Source organism: uncultured Thalassospira sp., assembly GCF_963976115.1.
GTDB lineage: Bacteria > Pseudomonadota > Alphaproteobacteria > Rhodospirillales > Thalassospiraceae > Thalassospira.
The window spans coordinates 248,440-262,099 of the sequence record NZ_CAXBJJ010000004.1; the positions used below are offsets into that span (position 1 = coordinate 248,440).

14 protein-coding genes are annotated in these 13,660 nt (G+C 54.3%); 5 read left to right on the forward strand and 9 right to left on the reverse strand.

Annotated elements, in window-relative coordinates:
* Positions 1-11 precede the first annotated feature (11 nt).
* Together AAC086_RS06340 and AAC086_RS06345 are read right to left on the reverse strand one after the other, a co-directional pair.
* On the reverse strand, positions 12-1,031 hold the full coding sequence (locus AAC086_RS06340; protein WP_339776659.1) for a bifunctional riboflavin kinase/FAD synthetase: 1,020 nt from the start codon (positions 1,029-1,031) through the stop codon (positions 12-14).
* A 211-nt stretch (positions 1,032-1,242) separates the two neighbouring features.
* Positions 1,243-1,707, reverse strand: coding sequence for a MaoC family dehydratase (locus AAC086_RS06345; RefSeq protein ID WP_339776661.1), 465 nt, complete (start codon positions 1,705-1,707; stop codon positions 1,243-1,245).
* 337 nt (positions 1,708-2,044) lie between these two features.
* Here AAC086_RS06345 and AAC086_RS06350 point away from each other — a divergent pair, with 337 nt between their 5' ends.
* On the forward strand, positions 2,045-2,833 hold the full coding sequence (locus AAC086_RS06350) for a methyltransferase domain-containing protein (RefSeq protein ID WP_339776664.1): 789 nt from the start codon (positions 2,045-2,047) through the stop codon (positions 2,831-2,833).
* Between the two features lie 47 nt (positions 2,834-2,880).
* On the opposite strand, the gene AAC086_RS06355 is transcribed toward AAC086_RS06350, so the two are convergent.
* Positions 2,881-3,711: a sterol desaturase family protein gene (locus AAC086_RS06355; RefSeq protein ID WP_339776666.1), complete on the reverse strand. Its 831-nt coding sequence runs from the start codon at positions 3,709-3,711 to the stop codon at positions 2,881-2,883.
* 203 nt (positions 3,712-3,914) lie between these two features.
* Between AAC086_RS06355 and AAC086_RS06360 the strand changes: the two genes are divergently transcribed.
* Positions 3,915-4,943 (forward strand): M23 family metallopeptidase, encoded by a 1,029-nt coding sequence (locus tag AAC086_RS06360; protein ID WP_339776668.1) that lies wholly within the window; start codon positions 3,915-3,917, stop codon positions 4,941-4,943.
* A 27-nt stretch (positions 4,944-4,970) separates the two neighbouring features.
* Here the strand turns inward: AAC086_RS06360 and AAC086_RS06365 are convergent, their stop codons facing one another.
* The gene (locus tag AAC086_RS06365; RefSeq protein WP_339776670.1) at positions 4,971-5,561 is read right to left on the reverse strand and encodes a hypothetical protein; all 591 of its coding nucleotides are present in this window, start codon (positions 5,559-5,561) and stop codon (positions 4,971-4,973) included.
* Between the two features lie 90 nt (positions 5,562-5,651).
* On the opposite strand from AAC086_RS06365, the gene AAC086_RS06370 reads away from it, so the two are divergent.
* Positions 5,652-5,978: a hypothetical protein gene (locus AAC086_RS06370; protein WP_339776673.1), complete on the forward strand. Its 327-nt coding sequence runs from the start codon at positions 5,652-5,654 to the stop codon at positions 5,976-5,978.
* Positions 5,979-6,216: 238 nt separating this feature from the next.
* Positions 6,217-7,086 carry a DUF4743 domain-containing protein gene (locus tag AAC086_RS06375; protein ID WP_339776676.1) on the forward strand — a complete coding sequence of 290 codons (870 nt, stop codon included), beginning with the start codon at positions 6,217-6,219 and terminating at the stop codon, positions 7,084-7,086.
* 49 nt (positions 7,087-7,135) lie between these two features.
* Here AAC086_RS06375 and AAC086_RS06380 read toward each other — a convergent pair whose 3' ends face one another.
* The 3 genes from AAC086_RS06380 to AAC086_RS06390 all read right to left on the reverse strand — a co-directional run bounded on the left by AAC086_RS06380 (position 7,136) and on the right by AAC086_RS06390 (position 9,182).
* The gene (locus tag AAC086_RS06380) at positions 7,136-7,738 is read right to left on the reverse strand and encodes a hypothetical protein (RefSeq protein WP_339776678.1); all 603 of its coding nucleotides are present in this window, start codon (positions 7,736-7,738) and stop codon (positions 7,136-7,138) included.
* A 167-nt stretch (positions 7,739-7,905) separates the two neighbouring features.
* Positions 7,906-8,379: a methylmalonyl-CoA mutase gene (locus AAC086_RS06385; protein ID WP_339776680.1), complete on the reverse strand. Its 474-nt coding sequence runs from the start codon at positions 8,377-8,379 to the stop codon at positions 7,906-7,908.
* A 149-nt stretch (positions 8,380-8,528) separates the two neighbouring features.
* Complete coding sequence (locus AAC086_RS06390) at positions 8,529-9,182, reverse strand: NnrU family protein (RefSeq protein ID WP_339776682.1); 654 nt, start codon at positions 9,180-9,182, stop codon at positions 8,529-8,531.
* A 192-nt stretch (positions 9,183-9,374) separates the two neighbouring features.
* Here AAC086_RS06390 and AAC086_RS06395 point away from each other — a divergent pair, with 192 nt between their 5' ends.
* Positions 9,375-9,800, forward strand: a complete 426-nt coding sequence (locus tag AAC086_RS06395) for a GcrA family cell cycle regulator (protein WP_339776685.1) — start codon at positions 9,375-9,377, stop codon at positions 9,798-9,800.
* Between the two features lie 252 nt (positions 9,801-10,052).
* Here the strand turns inward: AAC086_RS06395 and AAC086_RS06400 are convergent, their stop codons facing one another.
* Entirely contained in the window at positions 10,053-12,011 is a 1,959-nt protein-coding gene (locus AAC086_RS06400; protein WP_339776687.1) for a bifunctional 2',3'-cyclic-nucleotide 2'-phosphodiesterase/3'-nucleotidase, read from the reverse strand.
* A 295-nt stretch (positions 12,012-12,306) separates the two neighbouring features.
* Positions 12,307-13,650 (reverse strand): MFS transporter, encoded by a 1,344-nt coding sequence (locus AAC086_RS06405; RefSeq protein WP_339776688.1) that lies wholly within the window; start codon positions 13,648-13,650, stop codon positions 12,307-12,309.
* Positions 13,651-13,660 lie beyond the last annotated feature (10 nt).

Here is a 13,660-nt window from a genome sequence, read left to right on the forward strand (position 1 = left end):
CGCAACCAATTTCAAATCCCGGGATTGACCGGCGGGTTTGCCACCAGAATTTCACGGGCCGTATTCACATCACGGCCAATCTGGGCCTTTAGGGCATCAAGCCCATCGAACTTCTGTTCGCCACGAATAAAGCCGATCAGGCGAACCCGAACGGTGCGACCATATATGTCACGGTCAAAATCAAAAAGATGGGCCTCAAGCCCGGCTTGTGCATCGCCGCCAAAGCTGGGGCGGATGCCAATATTGGCGACTCCGTCGATCCAGCCTTCGACATGATGCGAGCCGTCTTGCGCCACAAGCCCCAGCCGAACCGCATATACCCCGAATTTAGGCCGCAAATGCAGCCCCAGCGCCACATTGGCGGTCGGAAAGCCGATGGTCCGCCCGCGGGCATCGCCATGAATGACAATTCCGCCAATTTCCCACGGCCGTCCCAGCAAGGTGCGCGCATCTTCGGGCCGCCCCTCGCGCAGGGCCTGACGAATGGCGGTCGATGAATAAACAACACCATTATCATGAGTTACCGCATCAACCGCACTCACACCAAAACCGTCTTTCTCGCCATTTTTGCGCAGGGTATCAACATTGCCGGACCGCCCCTTGCCAAAGCAAAAATCCCATCCGACAACCACATGGCGCACCCCCAGCCCATCGACCAGAACCTTTTTGATAAATTCTTCGGCAGTCAGGGCTGAAAATGCACGGTCAAATTCAATTTCATAAAACAGATCAACATCAAGTTCGGCGGCGGCCGCAACGCGATCCTGTGCCGATGTCAGACGAAACGGCGGTTCTCCCGCGCGAAAAATCATGCGCGGATGCGGCTCAAACGTCAGGATCGCCAGAGGGGCATTTAGCGTGGCAGCCATTTTGCGGGCGTGGCTCAAAATCGTTTGATGCCCCAGATGCAGCCCGTCGAAATTGCCAATGGCAACAACCGCGCCACGCGCATCGATGGGCAAATTTTCAAAGGATCGAAAAACGCGCATCAATGCCAGTCTCTCTGTGTTGCTCGCCAAATGAAATACCATTCCGGGCTGCTGTGTGCAAAACCCGGCAGGCAGCTATAAATCGCCCAAGGCCAAAGCGTAAAGCCTTTTCCTGATTATAACGCTGCAAAACAGCCATGCTGTTGCATTATTTCCGCAACACGGCCTATGATGCCCCATCCAAACAGCCCAATATGTATGCAGGCACCAAGCCATGAAGCCCGGCAACCTTGCACACATTTAACTTATTGGCTTAACCGGGCAAACCAGCCTGGCCGCGCGATGGCACCATCACAATTGCCTCGCCCGAAATAACCACCCGATCGCCAACCGTGCAGACAGTATCAAGCACAACGCGCTTTTTCGCGGCAATAATTTCGCGCACCTTAACCGTGGCAGTCACGGTATCGCCAATGCGGACCGGGGCGCGAAACTGCAAATTCTGCGACAGATAAATGGTACCAGGTCCCGGCAAACGGGTTCCCAGAGCGGTTGAAATAAACCCGGCAGACAACATACCATGGGCAATACGCCCTTCAAACATGGTGGTTTTGGCAAATTCATCGTTTAAATGCACCGGGTTGCAATCGCCCGACACACCCGCAAACAGGATAATATCGGTTTCGGTCACGGTTTTGGCATAGCTGCCTTCCATGCCAACTTCCAGATCTTCCAAAAAGTAGCCTTCAAGACCATCACGTTTTGTCATCGTATCCATTCCCTGCCTGTTATGTTTGTGCGGTGCAATATGCGTAAACTATCATCATCAAACTGTGGTTTAGCAATGGCAATTTAAAAATTTCGACGAACTGTCACAGGAATCCCCCCGAAATTTTACCGATTTTTAGGTGCTTTGCACAATGGCCGTGGCCCGTGCCCCTTCCCCGGCAAATCCCGATCCCCGCCATCGCCGCGATCGAATGTCCATTGCTTTGGCAGGCGGCGCAATCAATATTAGCACTTGAAACAACACCACAATACCGGTCCCCGGCCCGGTATTGCCCTTAAAAATACGCCCTGCGGGCAGGGTGCCTTATCACTTGCGGAACACAACCATGACCACATCAGCCGCCGACATCTATGAAATCGCCATGGGACGATGGAGCCGCCGCCTGGCGCGCACCTTTCTGGCCTTCGTCGATGCGCCCGCCTGCGGTACATTGCTTGATGTGGGCTGTGGTACAGGCAGTCTAACCTTGGCCGCCGCCACCCGTTACCCGTCAGCCCATATTACCGGCATCGACCTTTTGCCCGATTATCTGGGCGAGGCCCTGTTGAATGCCGCCCCCAACGTTAAATTTCAGCCCGGCGATGCCAGTGCCCTGCCTTATGAAAATGCCAGCTTTGACGCGGCCTTTTCGCAACTGGTCTTAAACGACCTGGCCGAACCGGAAAAAGCTTTGTCCGAAATGCAGCGCGTCACACGGCCCGGCGGCGTTATTGCCGCAATGGTATGGGACCGCGCCGGGGGCTTGGCGGTTTTGCGGCTGTTTCTTGATGCCGCAGCCATCCTGTTTGATGGCGAGGGCGAAGCCCTGCGCGCCCGTATTTTCAACGTCGCCTTTAAAGACGAAGATGCCCTGCTTGATTTATGGGCCGATGCCGGACTGACCGAAATTGGCACCGCCACCCTGTCGATCCGTATGGATTTTCTCGATTTCAACGATTACTGGCAACCGCTTTTGGGCAGCCACAGCCTGATCCGCGATTTTTTCACATCCCTGGATGCAAAGGCCGCCCACAGCCTGCAAGACGCCGTTCGCCGGTCTTATATCGGCAGTGGCAATGATGGGCGGCGCTCGCTGGTGGCATCGGCCCTGGCGGTTCGGGGCATTGCGAGGTAACCCGGAAACATTCTTTCCACGCAAACCAGACCAGCAACCGGCACGGATCACCCTTGCCGGTTGTTATTTTTTTGACGGGTACTGACCGGATCATGGCGAAAGGGCAGCCATAAACTGCCGACCAGCGACTGGCTTTGCGGATCGCGAAATTCGTTCAGGCCAATCCGCATGGCGCGGTCATCTTGTTGGGCCTGATCAATATAACTGGCAAATATCCGGTCCCAGACCGACAGGATATTTCCATAATTGCTGTTGGTTTCCACCATCACGGCCGAATGATGAATACGGTGCATGTCAGGCGTGACAAACAGCCCGCGCAAGATGTGATCCATCCAGCGGGGCAAATGCACATTACCATGATTAAACAGGGCAAAACTGCTTAACAAGGTTTCGTAAATTACCACCGCCCAGGCATCAGCCCCCAAAACAACGACAAAACCCGCCTTATAGGCCGCCGATACCGCAATTTCGAGGGGGTGGAACCGCACCGCAGTTGAAACATCAAACCCCGGATCGATATGATGCACCCGGTGAAAGCGCCATAGCACATGAAACATGTGGGTAAAACGATGTTGCCAGTAAACGGCACAATCAAGGCCGATAACCGCCAGTAAAACCGCCACAGGTGCCGGCAAACCCAGCATCGGCAACAGCCCCCAGCCGCGCCCCTGCGCATAGGATGCGGCAATGATCATGCCCGCCCCGATGGTAAAACGGCTCAGTGCGGCCCCGCATATCATCAGGGAAAAACTGGTCACCCAGCGCCCGCCCCGGCTTTGCCCGGCCCCCTTGCGATAGGGCTGTAAAAACTCCCACCCGGCCATCACCAGCAACAGCACGGCAAAAACCGTCAAACGAAAAAGCACAGTTTGATCCATGACCCTGATGAAATTCCTGTGTAAAATGGGTTTGAACTGTCATAACGGCCCGTATACATATGACAGATCAGGCTATAATGGGTGACACCGTATTTTTACCTGTTTTGCACAGGTTTTAAAAACGATGCCGTCAGGCTGCTCATTGGGGTGTTGCAGCCACAATATTGTTTCCCCGTGACAAGGCAATCAGCAAGGAGACCTTTATGGGTCACAAAATAGTGTGTTCCGCAATGTGTGCCATCGGCATTCTGGCGGGGGCGCTGTATGCGGTACCGGCGCGCGCAGACGGGCCGCCTTTCGACTTGCCGGTTGATTGCCCTTACGGCGAATGCGACATCGTCCATTATGTTGACCACGATGCCGGGCCGGGTATTCGCGATTTTGCGTGTGGCACCAGCACCTATGACGGCCACCGCGGCACCGATTTTGCCATTCCCGACGAAGAAGCCATGATAAATGGTGTTGCGGCACTTTCTGTTGCCGATGGTGTCGTTAGCGCCACCCGCGACGGTGTCGAGGATATTGACGCCGGACGCCTGAACAAAGATGCCCTTTCCGGCATTGAATGCGGCAACGGCATCCTGATTGATCATGATGATGGCTGGCAAAGCCAGTATTGCCACCTGCGGCGCGGCTCCATTGCCGTACGCAAGGGCGATCGCGTCAGCCGGGGGCAAACCATTGGCCTGATCGGCATGTCGGGCCAGGCGACGTTCCCGCATTTGCATTTCAACCTGCGCCAGAACGACAAATTGATCGACCCGTTTAGCGGCACCGACATGGCCGATCCCGGGACCGATAATTGTGCTGCCAACCAGTCGGTTTTATGGACACCGCAAGCCAGTGCGCAAATGACCTATCGCCCCGTGCATCTTTATGCGCTGGGCTTTTCATCGGGTCGCCCCAATGCCACCGACATCAAACGCGGCTATGATCGCGGCGATACCCTGCCGGCCACCAGCCCGGCTCTGTATTTCTGGGGCTATCTGATCGGGGTGAATGATGGCGATATCATCACGCTGAATGTCGCGGGGCCACGGGGTTTTAACGGCAGCCGCGATTTCACCATCAAACTGCCTAACGACAATGGCCCGCGCGCCAAATGGTTTTATGTCAATGCCGACCGCCCCGGCGACCAATGGCGCAGCGGCACCTATCAGGGCCGCATCCTGTTTTCACGGGATGGCAAATCACCTGTCGAAATTGGCTCTACCGAACTGCACGTCCCTTAATCACATCTCTGCCTGAGGGTTTGTGGATCAAAACCGGTCAACGACACCCTCAGGCAGCACGAGCGTGAAAAAGCGCCGGCCTTTCGCAGACCGGGAATCGCCCGCAAACAAGGTTTCGCGCGTCATTAATCTGACCCAAAGTTGCAAAATCCGCTGCGAATCCCCATTTGAAATCTTAACAAAATAGTCCCAAATGTGTTTCACCGGGTTTGGGGTCAATAAATTTCGCCCGGCAAACCCGCAGAAAACCTTATCTATTCCACCCAGTTGAAGGTTTTTTGACGTTTTTAACCGCACAGCACTTGTAACCAGTACCGATGCCTGCCTATATTTCTGTTGTGCGCTAAACAGTGCATACGACCTGTCACGAAGACGGAGAAAAATGATGAATAAACGCAAAGCCGCTGCTGTTGCCATTGCGCGCGACCAGCAAATCGCCCGTTCAATGGAAATCCTGTTTGCCGGAACCATTGTCGCCTTGATCGCTTCGCTCCTCATCCTTTGACGGATTGATCGCTTCATCATGACCGGGGAATTTTCCCCAGCTTCTCTGCCTTCGGCACTGCCGATTGCAGTGCATTTTTGAACAAGCATGACCAGACACCACATTTCTTTCATTCAGATTACGCGAATTATTCGCCCGGCGGTCTAAGGACCCCGGGACGTTAGTCGTTTTTTCTGGATCAAAGTGAATGTGTGTGAATCGTCATGACCAATCATGCCCTTCTGGTGCAAGATGCGCCTGCTCAGGCCTTTAAATCTGTTTACTGTTTTGCCGTTCATGCGGTTGCTGAACCCGATGTTATGCCCCGCGTGCTGGAACTGTTTGCCAAACGCAACCTGATCCCCACCAGTTGGCATTCCATTGTTGCCAGCGACCGCGACGGCCATGAAGAGCTTCAAATCGACATCCAGATCCAGCAGTTGGAAACCCGCGTTGCCGAACATATCGCCCGTTGTCTGCGCCAGATCGCAAATGTGCAAACAGTGCTGACATCGGAAAAGGGCTATTCCAATTCGGCAATTCGGGCCTGACCATAAAGCACTTTTCCTTTAATCCGTATCATTTCTTCCCTGCATTTCAGACACCCGCCTGCCACAAACCTGCCCGCCCGCCGGACCCGGCCCATGGCATAGCTATGGGCCGGATGTTTGGGACGGGCAGATGCGCCGGTTAAGCATTGCACCACCAAAACAATCTGCGCTAACACTGACATTGTACCCCGATGGTGCATGAACAATGCCGGTTTGCCTTTTACGCGGAGCAGCCCTGATGGCTTTTATCGACCATATTCACGCCTGTAACAGTGCAAAACCGCAAGACTATATTCCCTTTTGCATAGATGGCCGCGTCATCGGCGGCACCCGCCCGGCTTTTGCCAACGCCCTGATCGATCACCCTTCAAAGCATGTCGTGCGCAAGGGGGCTGATGGCAGCCTTCACCTTGCGCGCGTCGTTGCCACACCGGATGCCCGCAGCCAGGCGTTTGCCGCCCTGATTGCCGATTTGCACCGCGACGGCATCATCAAGAGCCTGCACGGCGAAAAATTCGATGTGCGCCCCACCCTGAACGATGCACCTCTATGCGTGATGGACCGGTCCGCCATGTCCTATTTCGGGTTTCGATCCTGGGGGGTTCATTTGAACGGTTACGTTCGCAAGAACGGGGGCATTTACATGTGGATCGCCCACCGGTCAAAATCCAAACCCACCTATCCCGGCCAGCTTGACAACATGGTCGCAGGCGGCCAGCCCACCGGCTACAGCTTTCGTCAGAACATGGTCAAGGAATGCGCCGAAGAAGCCAACATTCCCGAAAGTCTGACCACCACCATGAAGGCCGTGGGCACGGTTTCCTATGTCCATGAAACGGAAAAGGGCATCAAACCCGATGTCATGGTCAATTATGATCTGGAATTACCGGCCGATTTTGTGCCCCGCCCCGTTGACGGCGAAGTCAGTCATTTTGAACTGCTGCCCCTGGCCGATGTCGCCGAAAGGGTCCGCACCGGGTTTGACTTTAAATTCAATTGCGCACTGGTGATCATTGATTTTCTGATCCGCCACGGGGCTATCACCCCCGATAACGAACCCGATTACGCCGAACTGACCATGGGCCTGCATCGCGATATAGCCCGGTAAACACCCCGAAATTAAAGCATCTTTCCTTTAAATTTAAAGGAAAAGTGCTTTAATGCCCGGCCTTGTCGTTGCCCATGCCAAAGGCACTCAGCGCCATCAGGGTAAGTTTCATGCGCGCATCAGGGTCCAGGGCATCAAGATCGGCCTGCTTGCTGCGCATGGTATTGAGGGCATCCAAAATCAGCTTTTCACGCCCGGGCGCCTGTCCGGCCTTGGCATAACGGCCTTTTTCCTGGCCCAGTTTGTTATCTGCCGCACTTAATGCTGCCAAAACCTCGGTCGATGGATTTTGCGATTCCAGCAATGTTTCGGCCAGGGCCTGGGCGCGGGCCTCGTCAACATCCATGCCTTCGGCTTCGTGGGCCAGGGCGCGATCGGCAATGCGCCTTGCCTGCCGGGCTTGCTGGGCCTGTGCAACGGGGGTCTGCGCCCGCGCACCTTGCGGGGCAGCACCGCCCCCATAGGCGGCACTGGCAGCATTCCGGTTGGCCATGCCATCTGCACCATGAACCGCCCCCTTTGCCGGGGCTGATCCGGGCGGAACCGACAATGGATCAACCGGCAGTGCCTGCGCATCCTGATAGGCACGCAGCGCTTCACGCCCGCTTTTGCCAACAAAAACGCGCAACAGCGTTTCCTTAAGCATTCCCATTGCAATTCCCTTCGCACATCTACCTGACGCCAACCGGGGCTGATCCATACTGGTTCTGTAAAAAGCGCACACAATGTGCATCCCGGATCACCATAATGCCGCAATACCGGCAAAAAATCATCGGCGTTTATACATCAATCAACAGAAAGCAGCTTATCACCCCTTGGTCAGCCCTGCGGGGGTGCCGCTGCCCCCATCCGGCTTTCTTCAAGCAGCAACAAAAACCGCATCAATCCGCCGATGTCGCCGGTGGCAAAATGGGCTGCATCAAACACAAAATCCACTGTATCGCGGGCCGGATCTTCGGGATTGCCGATAATGCCAAATTGCACATGTTGCGCACCTTGCGCATCAATCGACGAAATAAGGTCGGCCACACGCACCCGGTCTTCCCCTTCGGCTTTCAGGCGAATAAGGGCCAAAATATCGGCGTCGCAATCAATCACCTGCCGGGCAATTGATGTTTCGTCCGAGACCGGCGGCGAAATATCAACATCAAATCCGCCATCGGCAAACAGGCTCGCCACCGATTTTAACAGCCGTTCTTCATCGTGCGATGCCGCCGCAATCAAAATGCGGGGATGGCGCCCTTCAATTTCGGCAAACCGCGATAACATGGATGCAAGTTCGATAGAGGTCATGGCACCTCGCAAAATAATCTGACCGGCAAACGGCCGGCAAAATCTGAAACAAACAGCAACGGGTACCGTTCTGTTCGCAGGGCATAGCCTATCACATCCCGCCCGGGTCAGGGCAAGGACGGTGCAGATAATTTAAGCAACCTGCCTGGTTAAAAGGCCAACGGATCACGACCAAGGACAATAGGATGCAACCATATGATCATGCCATACAATATGATGCCGCCTGTTACATCGCGCCAGTCCAGCGCGCCATTTAACAACCCACGCCAGTTAAACCGCCGAGTCCCGGTACAAAGCCGGTTAAATTCGCTGGCACCAAGCTGGCGAAGGCGCATTTTCTCCATCCGGCCCATCCCCAACAGGGCAAAAAGCGCGCTGCCGCCAAAAAATATTACTGCCGCCAAATGACCATTGGGCGCCATATGGGCCAGCCCCCAAATCACAACACCGAGCAACAGCGGATGCCGGGTCAAAAGGTTGATCCCGGGATGATCCGGGTTATAGCCGCGCGCGTGACCAATCGATAACGGGCACGGCTGGCGCACTGCGGCCACCCAAAGAATGCAAACCGGCAGCATCGCAATGATTGGAACCCAGTGTGCGCGCGGGTCATAAGGCCAAAGGAGAATATAGTCCGCCTGCAATTCCGCCGCCACGACCCATACCAGAAGACCCGTTGAAACCAGCGAAAAAAACAATACATAAAGGGGCGTTCCCAAACGTGCGACCAACGCACGACGAAACAATCCCGGCACCATATGGCCCGCCAGAAACGCAAAAATGGAAATGAAAAACCACGTCAAAATACGATCACCTCTTTACTTTGACGGCGCAACATGCAAATTGCCCACCACGTTTCGCGCGCCCCGGACTGGCAGCCTGTTGGCTTCGCCCCTTGCGCCGCGCGACTTTAGCGGATACCTCTTTATCCCTAATTGACTTTACGCAATAAAGCTGGGTTCATCCCAAACATCGGAACACGGAATATACTCGAAATGAGCTGGACACCGGAAAAGATTGAATTGCTGACTTCGCTCTGGAATCAGGGTTGGACCACGGCACGCATCGGTGAAGAGCTGGGTGTGGGCAAGAACGCCGTTGTTGGCAAGGCACACCGCCTGGGCCTGCCCAAACGTCCGTCCCCGATCCAGCGTCGCGCTGACGATTCCTCAGAACCCAAAAAGGCCCCCGCGCCCAAGGTTCTGTCCAAAGGCATCAGCATCTATGACCTGGGACCGGGCATGTGCCGCTGGCCCTTTGGCGACCCGGGCGATGACGACTTCCATTTCTGTGGCAAGAAAAACATCCACGGCAAGCCCTATTGCGACGAACATTGCGCCGCGGCCTATCTCAATGGCAAAAGCCCGCGCGAAGACAACCCGCGCAACCACAGCCACGGCGGCCCAAACAACAAACGCTAATCCCGTTTGGTAAAGCACCGCTTTGCCAATAGGCCAAAGCCGCCCCATGGGCGGCTTTTGTCGTTTCATAATCTGATGCCAGATCTTGTTGATCCAAACCGATCAACAAGATCGTCAATCGGCGGGCGGGCTCGACGACGTGGCCCTTGCAGCAACAATACAATACAACATACCCCCGCCAGATCCAAAATGGCGGGGGTATCTCGTTCACGTCGTCCCGTCGTACCGGCGGGTATGCATTGTTCTCGCGGCTTATTTAATCGATGTCAGAACATAGCGGGCAAAACCATCGGTGGTTTCGCCGACAAAGCTGATATTGGACGGAGCATTAATCGCACTTGATGCCTTGGGGCTGGTGACAAAGGTCACCTTGCTGGCATTACCCACCGGGGCCAGGTGCCAGTTGCCATCGGCTTTGGGGTCGATGGTTTTTTCATCCATGATGTAATTTGCCAGCACAGTGCGGTTTTCATCCGGGGCATCAACAATAATCGTTGATCCATCCAGGCCGGGGAAATTCCCGCCGCCACTGGCACGGTAATTGTTGGTGGCAACAACAAATTTCTGATCGCCATCAATCGGTTTTCCACCAAATTGCAGATTGGCAATACGATGGGCATCCTTGTTCACAACCTCGCCTTCCTTGTTATAGCGCGCAGGTTTTGTCACATCGATTTCATAGGTCACGCCGTCAATCACGTCGAAATTATAAGTCGGAAAATCCGTGTTGATCAGCATCTGTTCATCGCGGCTGTTCGGATCAATCTGGTTAAATTGCCCGGCCGACATTTCCAGCCATTCGCGCACCTGATCCCCGGTCAGCAAAACTGCGCGCACCGTATTGGGATAAACATACAGATCCGCGACGTTTTTCAGGGCAATCTTGCCCGCCGGAATATCGGTGTAATAATCCGGCCCGCCACGACCGCCAGCCTTGAACGGCGCCCCGGCCGACAGGATAGGCAAACCGTCATATTCCGTACCCGCCAGAATCTTTTTCAAATACCAGGTCTGGGCATTGGTCACGATCTGGATCGAAGGATCATCGGCCACCAGGGCAAAGAAACTGTTGATCGCAGATTCCGTCGTCCCCACGCCTTCGCGCATATAGGCGATGGTTGCTTCGTGCTCGGTTTCGACCGCTTTTAAAATTTCCGGGTCGGCATCAACCAGCGGCACAACATCGCGGCCCTCGCGGTGATAAATCGGCTCGGCCTCGGAAAAAGAGTCGGTAACATCCCAGGTGCCATCCTCCTTAACCGACAGGCTCAGATCGATCACGCCCACATGGCTGCCCCAAAAACCGGGCATCACAGCAGCAACGCCATTGATCGTGCCCTTGGTCAGGTCAACACCCTCAATATCGGCAAAAGTTTCAGACGGAAATACGCTGTGGGCATGACCAAACAAAATGGCATCGATCCCCTTTACCTTGGACAGGTAATAGGTGGCGTTTTCGTCCATCCCGTGGCGGGTTTGCGTGCTCATGCCGGAATGGGCAACAGCGACCACAATATCGGCCCCCTTTTCGCGCATTTCCGGCACGTATTTTTCAGCCATATCAACAATATCTTTGGTAATGACATGTCCTTCAAGATTGGCCTTGTCCCACTGCATGATCTGGGGCGGGGCAAAACCGATCACGCCAATGGTGATGGGGTGCTTTTTGCCGTCCTTGTCCAGCAATTCGCGTTTCAGCAACTGATAGGGCTCAAAATAGGGCTTGTCGTTATCGGGGTTGTTATCCCCATCATCGACAAAGATATTGGCATTCACATAGGGGAAATTCGCCCCGGCAACCGCATTGCCCAGAAACGCCAGCCCATAATTGAATTCGTGATTCCCAACATTGCCGACATCGTAATCCATCAGGTTCATTGCCTTGTAAACCGGATGAATTTCGCCTTTCTTCAGGCCGTGGCGCTTGGCCATATAATCGCCCAGCGGGTTGCCCTGAATAAGGTCGCCATTGTCGATCAGAATGGCATTGTCGGCTTCTTCGCGGGCTTTTTTGATCAGGGTGGCATCTTTTGCCAGGCCAACGGTCTGCGATGCAGCATCGCGGTAATAATCATAATTGACCAGATGCGCGTGAATATCGGTGGTTTCAAGTATCCGTAGCGATACCGAACTGTCGGCAAATGCTGTGCCTGCCATCAGGCTAACCGACAGGCCGATAACAGCGCGCGTCAGTGGACGAAAGAAAGTCATGTAATGCACCCCTGAAAATGAATGGTCAGTATGACGACTATATTCCTGTTCGGATGGTCAGGTTTTGAAGATTTTGCGAAAATAGTGCGGCACACGCAAACAAAAACGCCTGCTTTTGCCAACAGGCGTTTTTGTTGTTTGAATGTTTGCGACAAAAAATCGAGCGACACGAACGGGTTGGGCGCAACCGCGCCGCGCGGCCTGTGAGCGATTGGCAAGGGCTTTGTCGAGCCCGCCTGCCGACCAAGCGCCGTGTTGATCGGTTTCGATCAACACAATTTGATATTACGAAAAATTACCGGGCCGCCTGGCCCACGGCCCCCACGTCACGGGTGCTGCCAAAAACAACTTCGTTGCCCGGTCGCGGGTCGTTTGGCACATTCAAAGACAAAATCAGCGACCCCAGTGCCAACACAGCACCGGTCAGGAAAACGGCACTGGGCGAGACCAGCCATAACAACCCGAAGGCAGCAGGCAAAAATACAGCCGCGATATGGTTAATGGTAAAACTGACACCGGCAGTTGATGAAATATCGCGCGGATCGGCAATTTTTTGAAAATAGGTTTTCATCGCAATCGCCATGGCAAAAAACAGATGGTCAATCACATACAACCCGGCAGCCAGGTGCGCATTCTGTACAAAGGCATAGGACGTAAACACGATAAACAGCCCGCAATATTCAAAAATCAGTGCCTTGCGTTCCCCCCATTTGCCAATCAGCCGACCAATTTGCGGGGCAAGCACCATGTTAACAGCATGGTTTAGCAAATATAAAATGGTAATGGTCCCAACATCATAGCCAAACTTTTCCACCATCAAAAACCCGGCAAACACGGTAAAAATCTGGCGGCGCGCCCCGGCCATAAAGGTCAGGGCGTAATAAAGCCAGTATCGGCGACGCAAAATCAGTTTGCGGGTTTGCGGATGGGCATCGGTAAATTTTGGAAACACCATCCAGGCAATGATCGCCACAATAATGGTCAGTGCCCCGCCCGCCACATAAACCCCGCGATAAGGCATGTTGAATATTTCCATCATCACCCAAACGCCGCCAAACATCAGCAACGAGGCAATCGATTTGGCCGATAATTGCCGCCCCATCACCATGGCGGTGCGGTTCTTGGCCACCCATTGCAAAGACAACGCCTGCTGCATGGTTTCAAAATAATGAAACCCGATCGACATCAGAACCGTGGTGCAATAAAGCCCGACAATGGTGGGGAAATAGCCGCTTATCGCCACGCCAACACCCAGAATCAAAAGCGAAATCAGGGCAAATGTTTGCTCGCGAAAAATCAGCAGGGCAAAAATGGCGCTAAAGGCCAAAAACCCGGGAATTTCGCGCAGCGACTGCAAAATACCAATTTCGCGGCCGGTAAAATCGGCCATCTCGATTGAAAAATTGTTCAAAAGCGCCATCCATGTTGAAAAGGATAGCGGCATCGCTGCGGCCATCAATATCAACAGCACTTCCGGGTTGCCCCGCCATCCGCTCTGGCCATTTGCCGTTAACGGCACAAAGGCCGTCTTGTCGGGTGCTGACGCCGCCAGATTGTCCGGTGCATGGGCATCGGGCTCGGTCGGATTATGGGCGGACGGCATCTCGGTTGATTTGGGTGTTGGGTACGGCGTTGGCATTTAAAACAGT